The following is a 25,135-nucleotide window of genomic DNA, read 5'->3' on the forward strand; positions in this document are numbered from 1 at the left end:
ACAAAACGGTACCGGTCCACCCCAAAAGAGCCCTGTTGGATGTTGCGGGGCTAACAAGCTAGTTAAAGGTCGTCACATACAATCGAGAGTTAGGTTTGCTCTGCAATGTTCTGTCCGTCATTGTGATATTAATAACAATTAGGTTCAACTTCTATGAAGGCAATTAAAAAAGAAAAAGATTGTATATACTATGGTTGTGAAAAAAACTCTGATAAAACGATAATAAAAAAAGAAATAGATGGTGTGTTTTATGAGTTTGAAGAGCTTTCTGATGAAGATAAAAAAATTTATCGAGAGGAGTTCGAGAAGGTGGCAAGGTTCGTTAGTCAATTGCCTACTGATGGTCAAGTTCTAACGCTTGGAAGCAGGATATTTATATACACCCTCCTTGGTGTGACAATAGGGTTTGTGGGGCTCGCATGCTTGCCAGTTTTTAGCGACGTAAATATTACAATTAAGCTCAATACAGCTTGGGTTTCGGCTTGGGCTTTTGCAGCATTTGTTTTTTTAGGTTTGATTTCCACTCCATATATAATGAAAAAAGAGGTAATACCTTTTGAAGGTCGGCTGTTTATGAAGGTGGGGAGCTGTCTAGCTCTTTTGCTTGCTTTATTTATGTTGCCTACTTATGCCATCCTGTGGGGGGCTCCTGTTTTTCTGCATCATTTTACCGCCAAGGATGGAGAGATTACAGTTACGGTTGTAGGTAAGGAGGATAATTATATGAATGGAAGATGTCACCCTAGATTAATCATTAAGGAATTTACGTGGCTCGGAGAGGATTATATTTGTCCGGGGAAGGAGGTATATAAAAAAGTTAATGTGGATTCGCGTATTATCTTGTCGGGTAAGGTTTCGGAGTACGGTGTTGAGCTACGTAAGTTGCGATGGTACAGTGATGATTGAGGTTTTGATTGTGTCAAACCCTAAAAAATATATAGTTTGGTCGCGGGTGATTAATTCTTGCACATTGGGTTTGCATATGAATAAATTCCTACTTCTATTAGTTTTCCTTGCGGCAGATTTGTTTGCCGATCAACCCCCAGATTGGAGTGCGTTTATTGTTCAGTCTGAGAACAAGGGATGGAGTGCAACAGTTCATCCTGAGGGTGTCGCAGATACACCTTGGAAAGATAGTTGGGTACTAAATATATACAAAGGTTTTCATTTTTCTTATCCCGCGCCAAATGTGAAGCCGGTATGGACTACCAAATATAATCCTAGTGGCTATTCTGGTGGGTATCTATCAAATGATGGCTCTACTTTTTCTTATGTCGAGGCCTGGTATTACCCATACAGTCCAGTTGTGAAGATATATCGTGAGGAGTGCAAAATTCTGAAAAATGGTTCTTATTTTGCTGTTGGAGATAAACTACAGAAAACTGTCTCGCACGAGCTTTGGTTGAAAGGAGGCGGCAATGTAGAGTACCTTTCTATTGATGGCAATCTGTATTTACAGCTCGAAACTATCAAAGGCCCACGAAAGATTGAGATATCATGCAATGAAGAAGCCTAAAAATTTAACGGTATGCGTACTGCATACACTGGGCCTTATTGATGCTCAATTGATGTCGGTGGGGTTGGTTTCTATGGGGGTATAAAGGATTGAACCAGAACTATACTTCTGTGTTGAAATACAAAATCCTATGAGGTCTATTTTTCAAAAGAGATTTTAAGGTCCCCTAGCAATAGGTTGCCTTTGTGGGGTGGGAATACTTAAGTGTCTATAAAAACACGGGGGTCTATAGAAGTAAAATTTAATGGTAGGGCGTATTGTTGGGTGATCTTTATTTGGGTTTGGCAAGTTAGCCTAACGGGTCTGAGTACAGTATGGGCTTAATAGTTGCTTGGGATATTATATTTGCTTATGAAAGAAAATCGCTATTTGCTAAAAGATAGAGCGGGCCTAGAAAAACTATTTTATGAAGATCTTTTTGGTGCTGCCGATGAAGTATCAAGTGTTGGAATATATGGTTCGGGAAAACATTTGAAGGAAATGCCTGAATATGAGCTGAATTTTGAGCCATATATAGGTCTGGCTAAATCTTGCGGTATGTGCTCTATGAGTCTAAATAAAAGCTGTGAAACAGGAAGGCTCTACCTGTGGAGCGTGAATTTAGGTGGGCATGCTCCACGGCTAGAATTAGTGCCTGTATCTTTGAGCCTGGTACTGGATTTAGACTTCATGAGAAGGATGCATGAAAATCATGGGCATTTTCTGGCTTTAAAAGTGGACGCATCTGCAAATTATAAGATATAACTAGGTTAGGCCATGCGATGGAGTAAGCCTCTTTGCTCTTCTACGAAACTGTATACTCTAAGGGTTACAAGCTTGGTAATAGAATATCCAAGATTCAGATCCAAAGCTATTTCTGAGATAATGATAGTTGAATGTTCAACTGCTAAGTGTCCCGGTTACGGCTATGAATATTTTTTAGGTTTGTAATGTGAGTTTGCGGTTCATAGTTTCTTTTAGGTCTTCGGGATATTTACACTGGTTTATTATGTTGGTTTAGGGGTGTGTCTCCGTGGGTTGCGTGGGTATCATTGTCAGTTGCGTTTGCTATGCCTATTTCATGTTGTTGTTTGGTTTATTATAATTGTTGAGATATGCCGGTTGAGAATTAAGTTCCAAGGTCGTATATCTTCATCTTTTGGGTTGTCTCTGTTGACGCTCTTACTCCAGAGATTATATATCTATAGATAGTTACGGTGTGTATGACACAGCCCAAAAAATTAACAGTACAGAGCGTGAACTGCCTAATTCTCACAAAAAATCTAAAATCTTTACTGCGGGATGATGGGCGTATAAAAGTGCCGAAGTGTTGTTATACAACACTTCGGCTTAACGCTATCTCCATATTTTGTGGGGCAGTGAACAGGTGACGACGCCTGATAACTGCCTCTGAAAGCATTTCTAGAGTTTGGCAAGTATCTTTCCAGCTTATACAGGCGTCGGTAACGGATTGCCCGTAGCGCATATTTTCTACTGCACAGATTTTTTGATTGCCTTCTTCGAGGAAGCTTTCAATCATTACTGCTGAAATATTTTTCTGCCCGGAAACCATTTGCTCACAGAGTGATTCTGCAACCACTATTTGGTTACTGTGTATCTTTTGGCTGTTACCGTGACTACAGTCAACCATAATACCGCCGGGTAGCGATGCGGATTCAAGTTGGCAGGTCGCTTGCTCTATATCTTCTGGATGGTAGTTGGGTTTTTTTCCACCGCGTAGTATCAAATGACAGTCGGGGTTGCCCGAAGATTGAATTGCTTCAAACTTGCCGTTGCGGATGGTTGTGCAGAAAATCTGCTGGGATTGCGCTGCCTGAATGGCATTCATTGCAACTTTAATATTACCGTCGGTACTATTTTTAAATCCGATAGGGCAGGGGAGTGCTGAGGCCAACTCCCGGTGTGTTTGTGACTCTGTGGTGCGGGCGCCGATGGCCCCCCAGGAGATCAGGTCTGCGATATAGAGCGCATTCAATGGGCACAGGAATTCAGTGGCAGTACCTAGGCCCAGGGCATTGATATTGAGCAATAGTTCTCGGGCCTTGGTGAGCCCGGTATGCATATCGGCGCTACCATCTAAATTGGGGTCGTAAATAAAGCCTTTCCAGCCGATGGTGGTGCGTGGTTTTTCAAAGTAGGTGCGCATAATTAGACAGAGACTATCTTCAAATTGGGCTTTAATCTCCGACAGCTTTTGCGCATAGTCCAGTGCGGCTATGGGATCGTGAATTGAGCAGGGCCCCACGACAACCAAAAGGCGGTCATCATCTCCGCTGAGTATTTTGGAAACCTCATTGCGGGTTTGTTCGATCGTTAAAGCGGTACTAGACGGGCAGGGCATTTTACGGATTAGCTCGTCATTACCCGGCAGTTGCATATGAGTCCGTGCGCTCAAAATAGCAGGAACGTCAGACATAAAATGGTCCTTTTCTTTATCACTGAGCTAGCGTTGGCATGGTTGAGGTTGATTAGTACTCAACGATAGTCAATATACCGTCTTGATGTGGCTGATATGCACCGGTATAGGTACTGCCACTGGGAACTCCAGAGGAAAGATCCCGCAAAATTCTCAGTTCTAGTGTTTGTTGCTGGGGTGACAGTGCAATAATTTCAGCATCTAAAAAATCAAAGTACTTTCCAACTTGGGGATACAGTGCTTTAAACAGGCTTTCCTTGATTGAGAAAGCCAAAGTCAGCCAGTTTTCCATTGCTAAACCGCTATCTGCGAGCAGGCTTTCCTCTGCCTGGTTGACTATATTACGTTTGATTTCAGCGGCAGTTTTCTCTGCGATATTTGTTTCATAATCAATCCCCAGTCCCCGTGAGTTTGTGGTGGCTGCACAGATTGCCCGGTTGTTGGCATGGGTAATAGAAGCCTGTACACCCTCAGGCAATACGGGCTGGCGGTTTTCGCCTACAGGGATTTCTGCTACCGGCATCCCCAGTTTGCTTAGTGCAAAGTGAGCACACCCCCTTCCGGCGAGAAATTCAGCCCGCCGGGAGGGGACAGCTTTCTCCAAGGTACTTGGGAAAGGAATATTAAGCTGGGAAAAAAAGCGGTCGAGATAGTTTTCTGGGCTAAAGGTGGTCTCTACCAGAAAGCCGGAAAAGTGATCGGACTCAACCATGCGATATCCACCTAGAAAGGCGGATAGCGCCTTGTTATCTATACAAATCGATTCCTGATTCATGATGTTGTAGCTTCAGCATCCATTTTGTCTTTTTGCGGAGCGGGGCTCGGCGAAGGAGCTGCTTGTTGTGGCTTATTTCTTACAAAAGCAGCGCTCTTCAAACTGCTGAACCCCAGAGACATGGCGACAGTAATACCAACAGCCGCTGCGGCAAAGTAGAGAGTGCCGGCCATAGGGGCAAACAGTTTACCGAGGATACCAAATCCCATTGCACCAAAGGTATCGCCGGTCACATTCTGGGCTGCCCACAGGCTATTGACTCTTCCCTGCAACTGGTTGGGAGTATGGCTCTGTACCAAAGTCATCTGGATCAGTGAACTGATAGCCCCCAAATAGCCGTAAGCCACCAAGGCAAATAGTGCGATATAAAGGTGGCTGGCCAAGGTGAGACCGCCTAGGGCAACGAAAGAAAGCGTACATGTAAGTAGTAAAACGGTACCGGGACGCTGTAACTGAGGGGCCCAGCCACTGGTTAAGGCACCCAGCATTGCGCCGAGGGGCACTGCTGAATACATCAGCCCGATTTCAAACGCACCGCCACCAAGGGTAATAGTAACCATCGCGGGAAATAGAACGCGAATTCCTTTGCCCAGTGAGTCCAGTGTGCCCACAGCGATGGCACTGCCGACAATTTTATGACGGAATAAAAACGAAAACCCTTCGGCTAGCGCCTTTAGTGGTTGTTTGCCCGGCTGCTTGCCCGGGGCCATGGAAGGTAGTCGGGTTAGGGGAATCAGGGTGACAAAAGTGCCCACCGATGCTGCGGTGTAGTTCCAGCTGATATCAGTGGCGGCAATAATCAGTCCTCCAATAGCTGGGGAAATCACGGTACCGATACGTACGGTGAGCATGCCCAGTGCATTGGCCGAGGCAAGATTCTCTCTGCCGACAATAGAGGGAATGGAGGCCATTAACGCGGTGATGCCGATTGCACCAAATAAACCACTCCAAATAGAAAGGGCGTACAGGGCTATGAGTGAGGGTGAAGTAAAGAAGCAATTGACTGCTAGTGCGGCAAAACCCAGAGCGCAGCCGGAGCGACCGATTAAAATCAGCGTGCGCCGGTTGTAGCGGTCGGCGAGTACCCCTCCCCACAGCAAACCAATAAACATAGCTGCACCTTCAAGCGCCATAATGATCCCCACCTGGATGGTGGAGCCTGTCATTGCATGGACTTGTATAGGTACCGCGACTGTAAGCATTCCCAGGGAGATGATTGAGATCATCCTGGCAATAAAGATCATGCGGAAGTTGACATTGCTTTTGAGCAAGTCAAATCTCATAAAAAATGAATGATTCATAGGGAGGTTACCGCCTCTTGGGGATCTGCTTTCTCTGTCTGTTTGGTTAAAGTTGGAACCTTTGCCAATATGCCGTTGAGCAGGGGGCCGAGTACTTCGAGGGAAGTCGGCGAGAGAATATCGTCATGGGCAAAAGGCAAGCGGTGTTGTTGCATATCGTTTAGGAATGGGGCCCAGCACTTGTCCACATCCCAACCTTCGGGCAGTGTTTTTTCTGCAACAAATAATTGCACATTGCCGGAGTAGGGCTGGCTACAGGCATTGGATAACAGGCGCACAGTGTCATCGTAATTTGCCACTATGTCGTTAAACATTTTTGTCTGCTCTGCCAGGGTGGCTTCATCGGAAAACTCGCCTTCAGCTGCACTGAGGAATTGCCGTTTCTCTCTCTCTACTTCTTCCCGGGCTTCATCTTCACTGGGGCGTTTCCACTCCTGGCCCTCAGGTGGGTAGGTATCGAACAAGCCGACAAATGCTACTTCGTGACCGAGGGCCGTCAGCTTGGCTGCCAGGGCTAGGGCAACAGTACCGCCGAAAGAGTACCCCATTAAATGATAGGGACCCTTGGCTTGTGCGCTGAGGAGGGTCTGTAAATAGCGCTCTACGGCTTCATCCATGGCTTCACTAATCGCCACAGGGCCGTTAGGTCTGGGAGATTGCAGGCCGATAATCGGCCAGTTTCCTTGCAGGTATTTGGGGAAGCCGGTGTACTGCCAGGAAAAGCCTGAGCCCGGGTTAATACAGAATAGCGGCGTACCAGTTCCCATCCGGATCGGAAGAATATTGCCAAAGCCGGCTTTTTCAGGATCTTTACGTAAATTCTCATCAGTCAGTACTGCGGCAAGCCCCTCTACTGTGGGGGATACCATAATCTGCCCGACTGTGACGGGAAGGGATAGGGATTGGCGGAGTTCTGCGGCCAGTCGCATAGCCAATAGTGAATGGCCCCCAAGCTCAAAGAAACTGGCTTCCGCTGTGACCGATTCCAGATTCAGTATTTTGCAGAAGGCATTGGCAATAATTTGCTCGGCGCCTTCACGGGGCGGACGGCCAGAAACCGTTTTATTATTTTCAGGGTCTGGCAGAGCCTTTCTATCGAGCTTGCCATTGGCGCTGAGAGGGAATGTATCCACCGCGACCAATGCTGAGGGCACCATATGCACCGGCAGGGTTTGCGCCAGCTGCTCAAGCAGTGCGCGAAGTATTTCTGGGGACTCTACAGGGTTATCCAGAATTACGTAACCGACCAGTTGACGGTTATCGCCTGTGGCTTTGCTTCGATTCAAAACACGGGCGTGAACCGCTGCCTGTCTTACCCCCTCCAGGGAAGACAGGGCTTTTTCAATCTCGCCAATTTCAATTCGTAGACCGCGAATCTTAACTTGATCATCACTGCGGCCCAGGTATTCAACATTGCCATCGGGCAGCCAGCGAACCACATCACCGGTACGGTACATTCTTTCGCCTACGGCATAGGGGTCGGCCACAAATCGTTCGGCGGTCAGGCTGTGCCTGTTGAGATAACCGAGAGCGAGCTGTGTGCCGCTCAGGTAGAGTTCTCCCGGAACGCCGATACCTACCGGGCGTAAAAATTGATCGAGTATTCTGAGCTGGGTATTCCAAACCGGTTTGCCGATCGGAATTCCAGTACCCTCTCCCAGTTTTTTTCCCAGATCAGCCGGGCAGTAAGTAACATCGACAGCGGCCTCGGTGGGGCCGTACAAATTGTGCAAGGGCGCCTTAAAGTAATTTGCATAGGCTGAGGCGAGTTCTTTTGACAGGGCTTCACCACTGCAAAATACCCGGCGCAGGGACTGTGCCAGAGGCGCAGCCGATAGCTGACTATCCAGGTAGTCCACCATAGCGGCAAGCATAGAAGGGACAAAATGCATGGTTGTTACCTGATACTGGGAAATAATCTGTAGCAGTTGTTCCGGGTCTCTGTGTGCTTCCGGTGGCGCCATGACCAATTCGGCCCCCTGGATCAGAGGCCAAAAGAACTCCCATACAGAGACATCAAAGCTCGATGGTGTTTTTTGCAGTACGACATCACCTTCTGTGAGTTTGTATTCGTCCTGCATCCAAAGCAGCCGATTCACAATGGCTTCATGGGAAACCAGAACCCCTTTGGGGCGGCCGGTGGAACCTGAGGTATAAATCAGATAGGCGGGATCTTCTGGGCGAACTTCCGCAGTGATGCCCCCACTGGGAGATGGCTGTTGGAGAAGATGTTCAATAGCCAGTACGGGTACAGGGCTGGGCACCGGAGAGTGATCGCCAAATCGGCAAACCTGATTTTCACCGGCGACAATCAATTTGGGATTGGCATCCTCTAGCATCAGAGCCAGGCGTTCATCTGGATAGCTAATATCCAACGGCAGGTAAGCGGCCCCAGCTTCGATTACGGCTTGTAAAGAGAGACTGAGTCCAACACTGCGCTCTATAGCGACGGCGACAACATCCCCGGGCCCAACACCGTTAGCACTGAGCTGTGCGGCAATATTGCCAACGTGTTGACGCATACTTTGATAGTCAAAGGAGCCCTGTTCGTCAGTGAGTGCTTTGTTATTGGGGCTGGCTTGCGCCTGCTTGGCCAGCAAGTCCTGCAAAGTGGCAGGCTTAAATATCTTCTTGGTGTCATTCACACTTTCGAGAAGCTCGCGTTCACCATCTGTCTGCTGGGACATGGCAAGCAGCGGTTGTTCTGGGCTTTCGGCAAGCTGAGTGAGCATATGGATAAAACGCTGGACAAGGTGTTCAGCATTGACGACAGCGTCGCGATATTCGAACAGTATTCTCGGTTTGTCCCCAGGCAATACTAATAGAGTCAGCGGGTAGTGGGTAAAGCCGCGATTTTGAACCGCAGTTAAATGAATTCCTGCGTGATTTTGCTGCAAAAGGGCTTGGTCTGCCGGGTAGTTTTCCACCACCAAAAGGGTGTCGAACAGGGTATCTGTGCCGGCAGTGCGCTGGATTTCCCCGAGGCCAATACCGTCGTGGTCAAACAGGGCAATTTGCTGCTCTTGCAGTGATTGAAGTTGCTTGATCAGCGGCTGTTGAGGTTGCAACTGTACGCGAACGGGCAACGTATTGCTGAATAAACCAATGGCCTCATCAATCCCGTCCACGGCACTGGATCGCCCGGAAACAGGGCTGCCGAATACCACATCATTGCGGCCGGTGAATGAGCCCAGCAGTGCCGCCCAAACACCCTGAATAAGTGTGTTAAAGGTGAGACCTTCCTGTTGGCAGAGGTTATTCAGACGTTTGTGTAAGTGCTCACACAGGGGAGCTTCTATTTCATGAACGGTTTCTTTATCGCGACTCTCAGTAAAGGCAATGGTGGGGGTGACACCTTTGAGCAGGCTTCTCCAGTGTTCGATAGTGGCTTGTTTTTTCCTATCAGACAGTGCCATGACTACCGAGCTGTAGTGATTGGGTACTGATAAACGCGCTTCAGTATCATCTCGATAAGCTTCCAGCAGGTCTTGCAGCAGAATTGGGGTAGACCAGCCATCGATAACCAAATGATGCGCAGTGATAAGCAGCGCGTGGTTTTCTGCGGAGATTTTTACAATGTGTGCGTGTAACAGGGGCGTGCGAGTCTCTGCGTGTTTGCGAATATCGAAATGCAATCCAGCCTGCTGCAACTCCAGCTTGTGTAGCGTTTCCTGTTGCTGTTGTTCGGGCTGCTGGCTCAGGTCCACTTCTGTCAGGGGCCACTGTGCAGCGGTATCCGCATCGCCACTGATTTGCGGGATGAGTTGTAGGGGGGCATCCCAAGACTCACAGTCGAACAGTGCTCCTAGTTGTGGGTGCTTGGCTAAAGTGACATTGAGCGCGCGGCACCACCGGGCAGTATCCAGCTCGCCATCGAGTGATAATTTTGTGGTAAAGCTGTAGGAGTTCTCCTCGCTATCCAATTGCGTCTGAAACAGTAGGCCTTCCTGCAAGGGCAGTACGGGAAGTACTGCGGCTAGCGGACCATATTTGTTCTCGGCTTCAGCGAGGGGTAATTGCTGCGTTGCTGTGGAGTTTGTTTTGGTCTGCTCCTGTAAAGGCGTCAGGTTGAGGGCGATTTGCTCGGCTGAGCGCAGTTTGAAAATTTCTTTGGGGCGCAGATCGTAACCCGTTTTGCGCATCGCAGTACAAAGGCGCATCGCGGAAATACTGTCTCCCCCCAGTTGAAAGAAATCATCTTCTGCGCCGATATTGTCCAGCTCCAGGGTGCTGGCGATAGCATTGCAGACAAGTTGCTCAGCGCTATCTTTTGCCGCTCTCGATGTTTTCTGTATAGAGGCAGAGGGCATTGGCAGAGCTTTTTTATCGAGCTTGCCGCTTACTGTCAGTGGGAATTCTTCGAGAATACTCAGACTAGCAGGCACCATATAATCTGGTAGTTGCTCGCTGAGTTGCTGCATAAGGCGGCTTTCAATCGCCTGTTTATTCTCTTTTGCTGGTGTCTTCAGCGTGCAGTAGGCGAGTAATTGATTACCTGTGGCAATAGGTTTGGCAATCACTGCGACTTCTTTGGTTTCTGCGAGCGATGAAAAGGCGGCTTCCACATCGCCGAGTTCAACCCTGAATCCGCGAACTTTGACTTGGTTGTCACAGCGGCCGATAAATTCTAATTCCCCGTGGCTACCCCAGCGAACCAGGTCCCCAGTTAAATACATCACTTTACCAGGGCGGTATGGGTTTGCGACAAAACGGCTGGCAGTGGTCTCCGGGCGACGCAGGTAGCCGATAGTCATATTGTCTCCAGCGAGATAGAGCTCGCCGGCCACGCCAATGGGGACTGGCCGCAGGCGTTTATCCAACACATAGACTTCAGTGTTGGCCAGCGGGCCGCCAATAACCGGTTCTGCCAGGTCTGTGGAGACCTGCGCACTGGTTGCATAGACGGTAAATTCTGTGGGGCCGTAAATATTGTGTGCTTGTAGTTTGGGGTGTCGCTGTAATTCAGACCACAGAGCTGGAGATACGGCTTCCCCGCAAATATCCATTAAAGTGGGATGGTGATGGCCCTCATCCATCAGCCCCGCTTCCATTAATTGTGTGGCCAATGAGGGGGCAACGGCGAGAGTATCTATTTTTAGGGTGCGGATAGAATCGATCAGAGCGTAGACGTCCCTTTTGGCGTCGTCACCAAACAGGTGTAGCTCGTGGCCGAGCATCATCAGGAGAATGGGGTCCCAGGAAGTATCGAATGAAAATGAACCCGTCAGAGCTACCTTCAAGCGCTCGTTAGCGCAGCACGAAATAGCCTTGTTAAAGATCTCCTCTTGTAGGGCCAGTGCCAAATTAAGGAGTGCCCCATGAGGCACCATCACCCCTTTGGGTTTTCCGGTAGAGCCGGAGGTATAAAATATATAGGCTCTCTGTTCCCCGGAGTTTATGTGTGTTTTATCAATCGGTTCTGCGGCTGCGGGCAGTGTTGCGGTATCCAAGTACAGTTGCTCAACTTGCGATGGTAGTCGATGGGCTTGCTTGGATAGAGTAATCACCTGTGCCGGTTGTGCATCTTCACACATCACCGCAATGCGCTCGTCGGGATGTGTCAGATCGAGGGGGAGGTATGTGGCACCAGAGTAGAAAATTGCCAGGATGGCAGCAATGGAATCAATACTTCTTGGCAGAGCTACCGCGATAATATCCTGTGGCGTTACCCCTTTGTTCTGTAAGGCAGCACAAATCTGTAGGGCCTGCTGTGAAAGCTCACTAAATGAAACGGCGCGGCCTTCAAAAACCAGGGCCGTAGCACTGCCGCGCGTGCGCACCTGTTGTAAGAAAATATCCAGGGCGCTGATATGACTCTCAGTATTGGCGACCTCTATCCCTTTAGCCCAACTGTCGATAAGCTCTTTCTCAGCGGTGGGAATTAGAGAGAGTTCACTGGATAGGCAGTGACTATTGTGGTGAACTTGAATAAAGAGGTCGCTAATTCTGTGCCTGTGGAGTTCCAGTTCCTGTTCATCGTAGCGCTGGGCGTTGGCAGCCAGTTCAATAGTTATCGCTTCTTTACCGAGATAAATGGAAAACTCTATATCCTCAATCGGACCTGTTGCTATTTGATGGGTTGTAGCGGGGGCCGCGTCAAAATTGAGTGCGTAGTCAAAGATTTTGCAATTGATAGTGGGGCCATACAGGCGGCTGTGTGATCCGACCAGTCCGAGGTCCCTTTGCAGTTGCTCAGCCTCGTAGCGCTGATGCTTGCGAATTTTGCGCAATTCTCTGGATAGGATGCGGCCAGTGTCAAAAATAGTGTGCTCGGCACTGACCTCAAGCTGTACAGGCAGCACGTTGGCGACGGGACCCGTAGAGCGAAGTGCGGCAGACCCCATGCGACGCATAAAGGGATAGCCTACAGCAACCTTGTCGCTGTCGCACATTCTGGATAAGTAAACAAAGATTATTGCCGTGGTGAGGTCGATAACCGACAGCTTTTTTGCGTCCGCTTGCTGGGTTAGATCTTCGATCAGGCTGCGGTCCATCGAAATACTCTGCCGGTGCACAAGGCTATTGGCATTGTCCAGTGAACCGGTATTCTTATTCGATAGTATCAGTGGTGCTGCCAGGTTTTTGGCATAGTCCAGCCAAAAGGTTTGGTCTTGCTTGTATTTTTCTGATCCGACGTAATTCAGGTACTCATCAACAACAGCAGAGAATTTAGTAAAGGGAGAGCTGCTCGGGGATGCACCATTGATAAGTGCGTTATAGATGGATTCAATTCTTTTAGTCAGGGCGGTAAAACTGAAGCCGTCTACCATCAAATGGTGATAACGCTGATACCAGAGGAAGGACTGTTCACTGGAACCTTGCGATAACTGAAAAATAATATGCCGATACAGGCAAGTTCCGCTATCTGCGCTCAAATCACGTTGAAGATCATCCAGCATCACGGCTTTTGCCGCAGTTATTGGATCAGCTGAATCTTCAATTTGAATGAAATCTACAGCGTTTAGAGATTCAGGTTCCGGCGTTGGCAGGAATTGCTGGATTGGGTTGTCATCCTCCTGGCGATAGACGGCATGAATTGTATCGGCTTCACTCAGCCCGATATGAATCGCCTGGGTCAACAGTGTCACATTGATCGCCCCCCGAATTTCAACGTATTGAGCGACGGCGAAAGCATTGCTACTTTCTGACAGTTGATCTGCTAACCAGATTCCCACCTGGGGGCCCACCAAAGGGTAAGTGTTATCACTAAGTTTACTTGCAGAAATGGGTGCGCTTTCTTCTTGCACAGTAACAATCCTTTTTCAACATATTGAGTTGGCACAATGCCTAGGTGGGAGAAAAAGTGTGGCCAAATAGCTCTTCCTGATCTATTTGGCCACGGCCCACGGGTGTATGAAAATAGTGTGGCACAGACCTTAGCCATATTTTCAAGTGGGAGTTGCTGGTACTTTCCAGCTGCGGTTAATCCCTTAACCGCCGGTAAATAATGTGCGGGAAATAGCAAATGCTATTGCCTGCACTTATTTTCAAGGGAAACAGCCTAACCTCTGTGGCTGACAACTATCAGTGGTTTAGGCTTTTCCAGTTCTCTTCAACATATTCAATGCACGAGCCCCGATCTTGAGGGCCGTAAACGGTTTTCCATCCTTCTGGAACACCGGCGAATTCTGGCCACAGACTATGCTGGCCAAGCTCATTGGTTAGCACCAAAAATTGGTGGCTCTCATCATCAAACGGATTTTGATATTCTGATTGCATAACAAATTTAACCCTGATAGTTAAAACTTTGTAATAAGTACGAGAGCCCTGTGATCAGCCCCTCGCGCCAGCACAGGGTGTCGTGCCCCCCAAAAAACTTCTGATATCTAACCTCAAAATTTTTGCTGCTTAGGGCTTTGTTGAGCTGATCATTTACCCTATTGAGGGCATGTTCCCGAGTACCCACTTCCTGAAAAATTTTTAATCCGCTTGGGGCGTAGGCTCCAAGATCTACCTGTTCGGTGAGCCAACCCTTTTTATCGCTATTATGGCCCTTTCTCATCAGCTCATTATTTGGCCACCAGAAGGAGCCCGATTGACTCAGGATACAGCCAAATCGTGCCGGCCAATTTAGACCTGCAAACATTGCAGCCAGGCCACCATAGCTTTGCCCTGCAACCACGGTATGTGCCGGACTTTCTGTGTGGGGTAGCTGGGCTTTTATCTGGGGAATAAGCTCTTCCTGTATGGCCAGCCAAAATTTTTTACTGCAAGTTAGATCTTGCTCCCGCTGATGCCCATTAATTGAATCAACCAGTAGGTAGAGTGCCGCTGGCAAACTTCCGGATTGTGTCTGCTCTTCTAGAAGTGAAAAAATGGGCATTTCTTTTGCCCAGCGCTCTCCGTCGAGAAGAATGACAAGCGGACGTGACTCAGGTTTGGCTGTCTCGCCACAGGCATAGGTCCAGACTTGGCGATTGATACCGAGAGAGGGGCTTTTCCAGCACAGCGTTGCCACTTTATCTAAACCGTGTTCTATAGGCTCGGATTGCTGATCATTTTTTTGCCACAGACTTTGCTCTGCAAGACCTGGCAAGTGAATTGCGGAAAATTTTTTGCTCCACAATCCTGTATTCGGTGCTTGCCGATTCAAAGGATCTGGTATTGCTGATTTCAGCAGGCTGCGCCACCAATGGCGCTGTACTTGGCGTTTATCATCGTTGGGCTGAAGTGTCTTTTCCCAGTTACAGCCGATCCATTCTTCTGTGACGGGAATTAAGCGATAACTACCTCTCCAATGCTTTTCTATCTCCACTTGCCAATACCAAACATCAGTTTCAGGTCGCCTTTCTAGAGAGGGTGGCGAAAAGGTATGGTGATCGGTTACACAATTTATATCGATATAAACTCGCTTGATAGGCGAGTGCATTTCACAGCCATTTGGATCTTGCCACAAGAAAGTAAGAATTAATTTTTCTTTATCTAAAGGGTTTTCATCCACGAACGGCAGTCCATGTCCCTTCACCTCAGACCACCAAGGTGCGCTGCCAACCCCACAAGAATGAGGCTGCGAAAAAAATAATAAATCTATTTGCATGGCAGCGGTCATGACATTCCTTGTCTTGAGTAATTGGGCTTTCCACGAGGCTTGTGGGAGGTTGTGTTCTCAGCGCTATTTTTCAAAAAGCAGTAACAACTTGCGAATAGGCTACCCTAATACGGTGCCAAATGTAAATACAAATTATTATCATTTGTAGTTGTGAGGGGCATCTCAAACGTTAATAAAAAATATTTAATTTGTGTTTCAGGCTTGATGGCGGTAATCGGTGCAAAAATCCAAAGGTTGGTGAGGCTGGACCAATTTCTTTGCGAAAATGGTGTTTACAGAGAAAATAAAAAAATAGAGTGCTCATTTTTACTTCTCTTGAGTCCTGGCCTGATTTTATTTTTTTCTCTGTAGTCGCTTCCCGACATGATATCCATGTAAATATTTTCCAAATATTGAATACATCAATTGACAAATACACCAACATTTGAAATATAATGATATTCATTCTCATTTGCGTTTTCAATGGAGTGAAAAGTTTATGCTCTTCCCGACCCAGGGTTTGGAATCTGGCCTATCGCCTGTTCTTGATTCCGCTGATTTTTTGTTCACCTCCTCTTACAGAAGCTTGCGGGGTAAGGGGGTTTTTACAGAAATTAACCAGCCAGTGATGCCGGAGCCTGGTGGCAGTAGTCAGTTGTTTCATAACTCGGTACAGGGGGCTTTTGCCAATGCGAAGAAGGCGGGGCTCCGCAACCCTGTTGTTATTGGTGCGGTTCCTTTTGACCTGAGCCAACCATCACGACTGTTTATTCCTGCGGAGTGTGAGTTTTTTGATCGCAGTGAGATGATCTCAACCCTAGATGGGGGAAGCGCTTCCGCTCCTCAAGTTGAAAAGATGCAGAGTGTCCCCGGCGAGTGGCGCTTCAAGCAGTCAGTAGAGCAGGCGATCGCCAATTTTCAGCACAGTGATTTACGCAAAGCGGTATTGTCCAGAGTACTAAATGTTGAGTTGGCCGATAAAGTTTCAGTCGATGAAGTTCTGTCTCGATTAATTGTGCAGAACCCTTCTGGTTACCACTTCCGTATACCGATTGAAGGCGATCGGGACCTTATCGGCTCAAGTCCCGAGCTACTAGTGCGTAAAGTGGGTAGTGAACTTGTTTCCAACCCCCTGGCAGGTTCGGCTAAGCGGCAGGAAAATTTGGAAAAAGACAAGGCCGTAAGTGAATCGTTATTGACCTCGGCAAAGGACAGCTACGAACATCGGTTGGTCATTGACGAAATTCGCCAGGTGCTTACGCCATTATGCGATTCACTCGATATTCCAGTAGCCCCCGCACTGATTAGTACCCCGGCTATGTGGCATCTATCAACCTTAATCCACGGGCAGCTGAAAAACCCAGAGATCTCAGCGTTAGAGCTTGCTTGCCAGCTACACCCGACACCGGCAGTGTGTGGTTTTCCGACCAAAGATGCCCGCAATTTAATCCGTTTGGTGGAGTCTTTTGAGAGAGGGGTTTTCACCGGTATGGTGGGTTGGTGTGATGCCGAGGGTAATGGTGAGTGGGTAGTGACTATTCGCTGTGGTACGGTGAGTGGCAATCATATTCAGCTGTTTGCAGGGGCGGGTATTGTTGAGGACTCTTGCCCTGAGTCGGAGTGGCAGGAAACCGGTGCAAAGCTGGGCACTATGCTCAATGCACTGGGGATCACGCAGCAGGGTGCGCTTTAATGAGTATTGAATTTACACCCTGGCCAGAATCGATGGCTCGGCGTTATCGAGATCTTGGTTATTGGCAAGATAAGCCACTGACAGATATCTTGCGGGGGTCCTGTGCAAGGGATGCCAATGCGACAGCAATTATTTGTGGTGGCCGACACTTCTCCTATGCCGAATTAGACCAGCTTTCTGATAATCTGGCTCGATCCCTGCGGCTCAGGGGGCTTAAACCTTACGATACGGCTCTGGTTCAGTTACCGAATATTGCTGAGTTTTATATCGTATTCTTTGGGTTATTAAAAGCGGGCGTGGTCCCGGTCAATGCGTTGTACAGTCACCAGCGCCTGGAGCTACTGGCCTACGCAGAGCAGCTTCACCCAAGCCTTGTTATCGCCTCTGCTTCTCATGCACTTTTTTCTGATACCACTTTTCTGGATGAGCTAAAGCAGAAAACTCCCTCGGTAGAACATGTTTTGTTGTGGGGAGAAAATAGATCAGCAGACTCACTTGATAGCTATATCAATACAACGGAAATTGCAGCAGAGTTAGAGCCGACACCTGCCGAAGAGGTCGCCTTTTTCCAGCTTTCAGGTGGTAGTACCGGTACGCCAAAGCTGATACCTCGCACCCATAATGACTATCTCTACAGTGTACGCAGAAGTGCAGAGATATGCGATCTGAGTCCGCAAACCCGCTTTTTGTGTGCACTTCCTGCGGGACATAATTTTTCTTTAAGTTCACCCGGTGCTCTGGGGGTGTTTGACAGAGGCGGTACTGTGATTACCGCCTTAGATCCGGAGCCTTTAAATTGTTTCTCTTTGATTGCCCAACATGAAGTCAATATGGTTGCCCTGGTCCCACCGGCGGTTTCTCTTTGGCTTAAGGCCGCGCCGCAGAATCGGGAAAAGTTAGCCACGCTTTCTTTAATACAGGTGGGTGGAGCTAATTTTGCCGAGAGTGTCGCCCGCAGAGTGCCTGAAGAGTTGGGCTGCCAACTGCAACAGGTCTTTGGTATGGCCGAGGGTCTGGTTAACTATACCCGGCTGGATGACGAAGGCGCTTTGATTTTTTGTACCCAAGGTCGTCCTATGTGTCCTGACGATGAGATTCGGGTTATTGATGAGTATGGAGCCCTTGTACCTCCGGGGGAGGCCGGCATGCTGGCAACCCGAGGTCCCTATACTATTCGCGGTTACTACAATAGCCCTGAGCACAATAAAGCGGCATTCGATGATGAGGGCTTTTATCGCACTGGAGATTTGGTACAACGTGATGAACGCGGCTATTTAAGGGTTGTGGGCCGCCAGAAGGATCAGATTAATCGCGGTGGAGAAAAGATAGCGGCGGAAGAGGTTGAAAATTTGTTGCTGCGCCATGACACCATTACTCAGGCCGCACTGGTAGCAATGCCGGATGATTTAATGGGGGAGAAAAGCTGCGCTTTTCTGGTGTCAAGTGATGCAAGCTTACGCCCTGTCGCTTTGCGAAAGTACTTGCGAAGTCTTGGGGTGGCCCAGTTCAAACTGCCAGACAAGTTTGAATTTGTTCAGAGTTTGCCGCTAACTCCGGTCGGAAAAATAGACAAGAAAGTTTTGCGTAAAGAGCTGCTTAAGAAGATAGCGGTTTCCAGGATTTAAGGTATCAAGATTTATGTCAATTCCATCATTGGACAATTATAGTCTACCCGCAATTGATGCTCTCCCTAAAAATAAGGTGGACTGGGAAGTTGACCCTTCCAGAAGCGCTTTGCTTATTCATGATATGCAGGAATACTTCGTGCGCTTCTTTGGTGAGGGAAGCGAACTGATTCGCAATATTGAGAATAATATTGTCGCACTGCGCTCTTGGGCTAAGCAGCAGCAGATACCGGTAATTTATACCGCACAACCCACTGAACAGAGTGATCAAGATCGGGCGCTATTGAATGATATGTGGGGGCCAGGGCTTACCAAGGCTGACCCGAGCCTACAAAAAGTGGTCTCTGCCTTGGCTCCAGATGAGGATGACATAGTACTGGTTAAATGGAGATACAGTGCTTTTTACCGATCTGAACTCCAGGAAATCTTAAAAGAAGCGGGGAGGGACCAACTGTTAATTTGTGGTATCTACGCGCATATCGGCTGTTTGACCACCGCACTGGATGCATTTATGCGAGATATTCAGCCTTTTATGATCGCCGATGCCGTTGCTGATTTTTCTGAAGAAGAGCAGCATATGGCGCTTAACTATGTAGCCAACCGCTGTGGAAGTGTTGTAGCAACAGAGGATGTCGTATCTTTGGGCACTACTTCTGAAATGGTGCTGACCCAAGCTCTCCTCAAGGAGCAATTGCTGGAGTTGATTGATGAAGAGCCCGATTTGTTTGATGCAGATGAAAACCTTATTGATTACGGGTTGGACTCGGCGCAACTGATGGGGTTGATTACGGAATGGCAAAAACTCGGCGTACACATGACCTTTGAAGAGTTGGCTGTTGCACCATCACTGAATGGCTGGTGGCGGCTTATTCAGGGGAAATACCCTGAATTAAAAGGGTAACTGGGTTATGGACTTTTCAGGGAAGCGTGTCTGGGTTACCGGTGCTGGGCGCGGTATCGGGGCGAATATAGCGGATTTATTTTGTCAGAATGGCGCTATCGTTTGGGGTTTTGATATAGCCTTCCCCGGCACTGAATATACTTACCAGACCATTCCTCTGGATATTACCAGCCCTGAGCAGATTGCGCAGGTTTGTAAATGGTTGCTCAGCGATGGCCAGGGGCCGGATATTCTGGTCAATGCAGCGGGCATCCTGCGTCTTGGGGGTATCTCAGAATTAACTGTCTCTGATTGGCAGGACTGCCTATCGGTCAATGTGACGGGCCCTTTTAATTTAATCAAAGAGTTGACTCACCACTTTAAGAATCAAGGCAGTGGAGCTATCGTAAACTTGGCCTCTAATGCGGCTCATGTTCCAAGGTTGGGTATGACCGCATACTGCGCTTCAAAAGCAGCATTGGTTAGTCTCAGTCATTGCGTAGCCCTTGAGCTGGCTGAATATGGTGTTCGTTGTAACTTAGTCTCGCCGGGATCTACGGATACTGAGATGTTGCGTGAACTGTGGGGGAGCGAGGGGAGTGAAAAGGCTACCATTGCTGGTAATCCAGAGGGGTACAAGCTGGGAATCCCTTTAAATAAGCTTGCGACAACCTCTGATATAGCAAATACAGTTCTTTTTTTAGCCTCTGATATGGCTGCACATATCACCATGCAGGATATTGTTGTTGATGGTGGGGCAACCCTGGGAAGCTAAGGAACCTCTGAAAAATAATTCCATAGCTATCTATTCGGTATCGCACAGCCAAAAAGTCATATTCTCATACGTGTTTATCCCCATTTCCATTCCCTGAAATCTGTGTTTTGCAGATTTCAGGGACACTGACCCTAGTGCAGCAGATATTTTTCCCAACCAACTGGGCTTATGGCTGATCCAGATTTAAATGGCACAGATGCTGCGGAAGCTGTTTATATCTACTAGTTAGAAAATATTCTTTGTTGGCGCTGGCTACTGAAATTAATTGGGTCCACTATACTGGACCATAAAATGTAGTAGTTAAGAATTGATCGAACAGTTGCTGTTTTTTAGAAGCCGCTCTGTTAGGTTGCGTTTAGTTTGTGAGCTTTTCTTTTCTGATATTTTAATATTCTAATGACTCCCCGCATTCAGCTTTTTATCTGGCATGCAAGTTGTTGGTGGTTCTGGTTTCTGTGGGCTTAGAGCTCAAGATCTCTTTCTGGAGGTGAGGTTACAGTGTCTTTCTTAAATTTCAGCTTAAAAAATAGACGGTTGTTATGTTTCATTACCTGTAACTACTCACCCCTAACTGCCACCTCACCAAAAAAACTATCAAATTTTTTTAGTAACTATTCAGCGGATATTTTGAGTGTTGTCATTTTCTTTTGAAGAAATTCTGGCCACTCGCCTGAAAATAGGTTTTCAAGGGCTTCCCCCACGCCAATACCATGCTTTCTGCAAGTGGACAAATAGCTACGGATACGACAAAAAATCTCAGCTCCAGCCGTAGACCTAAAGCAACCTGATATTTTTTGCTGCACCTTGGCCATGCGAATATCTCTTTCACCCTGATTATTGGTATAAGGCGCTTCCGGATTTTCCATAAAGCGTAAAACATCTTGTTCGTATTTTTGTAGACGTTCCAAGAGGTTCCGAGATTTGCTTCGAGCTAATCTGCCACGCTTTTTTTGTTCTGATTTGTTAATTTCTGGTGGCGGGCACTCCAGCTCAGCTTTTTTAAGTAGGCTTCTATATTGTCTACGCCAATTTCGGCATTCCTCTTCTGTTAGGCGGCCATCTGATTGCTTGACTGCTGTGTTGATTTTCTGCAACAGTAGCGCCATTTTTCTGGCCCATTCCTGTCCATCCTGCTCAAAAGCCCTGGTTAGTTCACGCTGATGGTGAGCATTACAAAGAGCGTGCAGACACATTGTATAACGGTAGTAAGGCTTCCAATGATCATGAACTAAAACGCCTTTATAGTGAGGCAGTATGTCCATTTCTTCTACAGCTTCATTGCCGCGTTTTGCATGTGGAGCAATCAATGTCCAGGAGGCACTGGAAGCGTTGTGCAACCACAGACGGCTGCCATTTACATTGATACTGGTTTCATCAACATGCAAGGTTTTTTCCTGGCGCAGCACAGCTTTAGCTGTTTGCTCAAACAACGCCAAGCGCTCAAAGGCTTCCAGATTGAAGTTATAAACACTGCCAGCACTGATGGGGGTATCAAACAGTTCAGAAAAGTGTGTCTCCACTCGCTCGTAGGGGATCAGCTGAAATATCGACATGTAAACCGCATTAGCTTTGACGCTGGCGCCATACTGCGTTGAACGCGTGACCTTTTGGGGAAAGTCTGCCACAAATCTTCGGCCGCTTTCATCAATTAAAACCTGCGCCCGATATTCTGTAACGCTTCGTGATATTCGAATATCAAATACCTGACGAGATTCATAACCGCCATCTGTGTAGGTGCCTTTCGGCAAAGTCCGGCGATCAAGCTTAATGAAGCAGACTTTATCAGGATCTTCCACAGGTTCGAGATTTTTACCTGGATGTCCAGGCTGGCCACCACGAGGTTTATTGCTTTTTGTCTGTGGCCTTTTCTCTCGATTGGGATCGCTAGCGGGCGGTTTGTTACTATTGAGGCTATTTAAACCCAAATGATCCGAGAGCATCTTGACAACAATCAGCAGCATTTTTACAGACGCTTTTAGTGCGGGGGAAGCGCTGGCATCATTCGCTAGCAATTCCTCAGCTTCTTTTACGGCCTGATTAATGTCAACTGAATTTGTCATGGGCAACAGCATACCTTAGTAATATGGCAGTATTATCGCACAATTCATCTTTGCTGTATGACCTGTAGCTGTTTTTTTCTTGCCGGGCTAGGTGGGAGATTTCCTGAGGCGTGCTGGTTTATGGCAGACTTGCTCAGCTTGCTTGGCGGTGGCTGGCGGGGGAGTTGTGCTAATACTCCCGAAAGGCTCGCTGAATAGTTACTTTTTTTAAAGCAAAGAAATAAACAGCCTTACATAGCGATACTGAGCCTTCTAGAAGGTCCTCCCTCCCAACCCCTAAAGCAAAGAAACAGAAAAGCTGAGACAAATGCTCTAAGCAAACTCGCTTTATTGTTATCCGCAACGATCTGAGACACGCCAAAATTTGTGATATCCTACACCTTCGAGATAACGGGTTCACTTTTCGGTTATGGCCAACATTAACAAAACTTCTGTGCGCGAGGAAATGGATCGCCTAAAAGCCGAGTTCCAGCGCCAGTGTGCCGAGAAGTTGTTAAGCCAGGAAAGTCGTCTGCTGCTGCTGCAAAGCGTGTTTACTCTGCTAGAGTTGATACTCGCCATTTTTCTGGAGAAAAAAACGGCCAAGACGAATAAAAACTCCAGCAAGCCATCCTCCCAAACGGACAAAGATGAATCCGCATTGCCCCATAAAGGCAGTAAGGGGAAAGGGAAAACAGAAGCCGTTCAGGCCGCTGACAACCATCGCATCACAGAAACTACCTCCATCAGCGAAGTCCGCTACTGCAGTGACTGCGGCGAAGAGCTAACAAGCGTCCCGTGCTTAAGTCATGAACGACGCACTCGTATTGATATTCAGTTTGAAAAAGTAGTCGAGCATGTCGATGCCGAAGTAAAAGCCTGCCCCACTTGCACTCATACCGTGAAAGGCGAGTTCCCTGCCGATATGGCGGGACCATTGCAATACGGCAATGGCCTGAAAGCCTACGCGATCAACCTGTTAGTCTGTCAAATGATCGCCTTAAATCGGGTGCAGAAGGCGGTTAAAGCCATGATCGGGCAAATGATCTCAGAAGCTACTCTGTTGAAATTTGTACTGCGACTACATGAAGCCCTGGCGGACTGGGAGCAATCAGCTCTTGAGGAATTATTGCAAAATCCCTCGCTCAACGTAGATGAAACCTCCCTGAGGGTCGAGCAAAAGAATCATTGGATTCATGTGTATGCCTCCGGCGATATTACCCTCAAGTTTTTACACCGAAGTCGCGGTAAGGAAGCAATTGAACACATTGATATCATACCACGCTATGGGGGCGTCATTATTCATGACTGCTGGGCCTCGTATTTGTCTTATACCCACTGTGGGCATGGCCTGTGTGGCTCGCATTTGTTGCGTGAATTGACCTTTGTCGTTGATGCCAATGGGTATGAGTGGGCGAATGATATGAAAAGCTTACTGCAAGCCACCTGCAAAACAGTCTCGGTGAGAAAACGCAAAAAACTGATTAAAAAGGAATACGCTGTTCTGCAACAGCAGTATCGGGAAATTATTGCTAGAGGTGAGCAGGAATTACCCGAGATTCCAGCTAAACCCAAAGGCCAGCGCGGCAAAATGGCGAAGACCGATGCGCATAATCTATGGGAACGCTTGAAAAATTACGAAATAGCGGTTTTATTGTTTGCCAAAGAGAGCCACGTCTCCTTTACCAACAATCGTGCGGAAAGGGACCTGCGCATGTCAAAGGTTAAGCAAAAAGTATCTGGTTGTTTTCGATCGGCACACTATGCACAGGCCTATTGTCGCATTTCGAGCTATTTACAAACTATGGCTAACAAAGGCCACAACCCTTTGATTGCAATTCAGATGGCGCTTTCGGGCCGTATTTAAATCGGTAGGGGGTGAGTAGTTACCATTACCTTACTGAATTGTTCGACAGTTAAGAGTATAAAACTCCCAAAAACGGTTCGATTGTACCAGCTGTAATGGCGCTGAATCTGTAGGTGTAGAATACGAAAGTGTGCGCCACATCACCAATACGTTTTAGGATCGAGAAATTTATAATTATATCGGTATAGATAATGTAAAATAGATTTCTGTCGAGTCAGAAAAAAGGAATACTCTGTATTCAAGGTGTGCTTTGAATACATCCCTGCAAGCTTGTAATTGGTACTTATGTCTCAAATAGTCTTGATCGCAGTTTGCTCTTTTTTTCTTCTTGTTAATGTATCGATTAATTATGGGGTGGGTGCTGTTTGTATTTTAACTGATAAAGTTTGTATCTAGGGTGTCAATGGACTTGTTACCAGTTAGTTGGGTCGAGAAGGGATTGCTACCACTTACGTTCGTGATAACTTGGCGTGAGACGGCTCGCATAGTCAGGGTTCCAAGGGGGAGGCGCTGGTTGCCGGGTGGGGTTATTATTTTGGCTTTTCGATAAATCTCACCTTGTAAAATAAGATCGCTTTATAGTAATCATGGTCGTGAGGCATGCTTGCTCGAAAGACAAGATTTATCTCGGAAATTCATTGGGTATGGAAGATGTTAAATTTAGGTGTGAAGCGAATACAAAGTTCTTTTAAGTGTTTTTTGTTGTTTTTTTTCGTTTCTAGCGAATCTTATGGTGAGGTTTATTATTTTGAGCTTCAGGCCTCGTTTCAGGGGGGGGCCGCATACTCCAACTGATTCAACACCGATGCCTCTTTGTCAGTTCTATTGGGACTGGGTGGAGCAAAATGTTTACTTTCAGTCGACTGATAGTGTATTTGATAAAAAGCTCACCAGCTACGATTCAGGCAAATATTTTGGATGTTATTATTCTGTTGAAAGGGCCTGGGGAACATTTGAAGGATTATCTGTAAGGGTTAATAGATATGGTGATGAATGTGAGGGCGAGAGTGACGTTTATAACGGCGAAACGGGTGAGTGCTACAATACGTATGAGCAGAAAGTCTGTATTTCTCCGACAGTTTGGAATGGAGAGGTTTGCGAGAAAGAATGCCCAATAGATAAGCCTTGGTCTAATGAGGCTCGCGATTGCATAGCTCCAGCTGAACCCCAAAGTTGCTCTAACCAAACGGGCGGCCCCTCTAATTTGGCCGGCAATCCTA

The 25,135-nt window shown here is 47.4% G+C and carries 15 protein-coding genes; 8 read left to right on the forward strand and 7 right to left on the reverse strand.

Annotated elements, in window-relative coordinates:
- The first annotated feature begins 153 nt into the window (after nt 1-153).
- From ACJJIF_RS01480 to ACJJIF_RS01490, 3 genes are all read left to right on the forward strand, one after another.
- Nucleotides 154-906: a hypothetical protein gene (locus ACJJIF_RS01480; protein WP_444930485.1), complete on the forward strand. Its 753-nt coding sequence runs from the start codon at nt 154-156 to the stop codon at nt 904-906.
- Between the two features lie 76 nt (nt 907-982).
- Entirely contained in the window at nt 983-1,516 is a 534-nt protein-coding gene (locus tag ACJJIF_RS01485; RefSeq protein ID WP_444930486.1) for a hypothetical protein, read from the forward strand.
- Between the two features lie 351 nt (nt 1,517-1,867).
- Nucleotides 1,868-2,260: a hypothetical protein gene (locus ACJJIF_RS01490; protein WP_444930487.1), complete on the forward strand. Its 393-nt coding sequence runs from the start codon at nt 1,868-1,870 to the stop codon at nt 2,258-2,260.
- 568 nt (nt 2,261-2,828) lie between these two features.
- Here the strand turns inward: ACJJIF_RS01490 and ACJJIF_RS01495 are convergent.
- From ACJJIF_RS01495 to fes, 6 genes are all read right to left on the reverse strand, one after another.
- Nucleotides 2,829-3,932, reverse strand: a complete 1,104-nt coding sequence (locus ACJJIF_RS01495) for a 3-deoxy-7-phosphoheptulonate synthase (RefSeq protein ID WP_444930488.1) — start codon at nt 3,930-3,932, stop codon at nt 2,829-2,831.
- A 52-nt stretch (nt 3,933-3,984) separates the two neighbouring features.
- Nucleotides 3,985-4,707: a 4'-phosphopantetheinyl transferase family protein gene (locus ACJJIF_RS01500; protein WP_444930489.1), complete on the reverse strand. Its 723-nt coding sequence runs from the start codon at nt 4,705-4,707 to the stop codon at nt 3,985-3,987.
- Entirely contained in the window at nt 4,704-6,008 is a 1,305-nt protein-coding gene (gene entS / locus ACJJIF_RS01505) for an enterobactin transporter EntS (RefSeq protein WP_444930490.1), read from the reverse strand. The genes ACJJIF_RS01500 and entS overlap by 4 nt, the downstream gene beginning before the upstream one ends.
- Nucleotides 6,005-13,255 (reverse strand): non-ribosomal peptide synthetase, encoded by a 7,251-nt coding sequence (locus ACJJIF_RS01510; RefSeq protein WP_444930491.1) that lies wholly within the window; start codon nt 13,253-13,255, stop codon nt 6,005-6,007. Before ACJJIF_RS01510 ends, entS begins: the two co-directional genes overlap by 4 nt.
- A 277-nt stretch (nt 13,256-13,532) precedes the next feature.
- The gene (locus ACJJIF_RS01515) at nt 13,533-13,727 is read right to left on the reverse strand and encodes an MbtH family protein (RefSeq protein ID WP_444930492.1); all 195 of its coding nucleotides are present in this window, start codon (nt 13,725-13,727) and stop codon (nt 13,533-13,535) included.
- Nucleotides 13,728-13,734: 7 nt separating this feature from the next.
- Nucleotides 13,735-15,057: an enterochelin esterase gene (gene fes, locus ACJJIF_RS01520; RefSeq protein WP_444930493.1), complete on the reverse strand. Its 1,323-nt coding sequence runs from the start codon at nt 15,055-15,057 to the stop codon at nt 13,735-13,737.
- Between the two features lie 607 nt (nt 15,058-15,664).
- Between fes and ACJJIF_RS01525 the strand changes: the two genes are divergently transcribed.
- From ACJJIF_RS01525 to dhbA, 4 genes are read left to right on the forward strand one after another with little or no spacing between them, the layout of a single operon-like run.
- Nucleotides 15,665-16,729, forward strand: a complete 1,065-nt coding sequence (locus ACJJIF_RS01525; protein ID WP_444932301.1) for an isochorismate synthase — start codon at nt 15,665-15,667, stop codon at nt 16,727-16,729.
- Nucleotides 16,729-18,354, forward strand: coding sequence for a (2,3-dihydroxybenzoyl)adenylate synthase (locus ACJJIF_RS01530; RefSeq protein ID WP_444930494.1), 1,626 nt, complete (start codon nt 16,729-16,731; stop codon nt 18,352-18,354). The genes ACJJIF_RS01525 and ACJJIF_RS01530 overlap by 1 nt, the downstream gene beginning before the upstream one ends.
- A 13-nt stretch (nt 18,355-18,367) precedes the next feature.
- Nucleotides 18,368-19,255, forward strand: coding sequence for an isochorismatase family protein (locus tag ACJJIF_RS01535; RefSeq protein WP_444930495.1), 888 nt, complete (start codon nt 18,368-18,370; stop codon nt 19,253-19,255).
- 7 nt (nt 19,256-19,262) lie between these two features.
- Nucleotides 19,263-20,009 (forward strand): 2,3-dihydro-2,3-dihydroxybenzoate dehydrogenase, encoded by a 747-nt coding sequence (dhbA, locus tag ACJJIF_RS01540; RefSeq protein ID WP_444930496.1) that lies wholly within the window; start codon nt 19,263-19,265, stop codon nt 20,007-20,009.
- A 611-nt stretch (nt 20,010-20,620) separates the two neighbouring features.
- On the opposite strand, the gene tnpC (ACJJIF_RS01545) is transcribed toward dhbA, so the two are convergent.
- Nucleotides 20,621-22,081, reverse strand: a complete 1,461-nt coding sequence (gene tnpC, locus ACJJIF_RS01545) for an IS66 family transposase (RefSeq protein WP_444930497.1) — start codon at nt 22,079-22,081, stop codon at nt 20,621-20,623.
- 397 nt (nt 22,082-22,478) lie between these two features.
- Here tnpC (ACJJIF_RS01545) and tnpC (ACJJIF_RS01550) point away from each other — a divergent pair, with 397 nt between their 5' ends.
- Nucleotides 22,479-23,915 carry an IS66 family transposase gene (gene tnpC / locus ACJJIF_RS01550; RefSeq protein ID WP_444930498.1) on the forward strand — a complete coding sequence of 479 codons (1,437 nt, stop codon included), beginning with the start codon at nt 22,479-22,481 and terminating at the stop codon, nt 23,913-23,915.
- Nucleotides 23,916-25,135: the final 1,220 nt, after the last annotated feature.

Source organism: Microbulbifer regidiadema (SeqCode) (genome assembly GCF_052467605.1).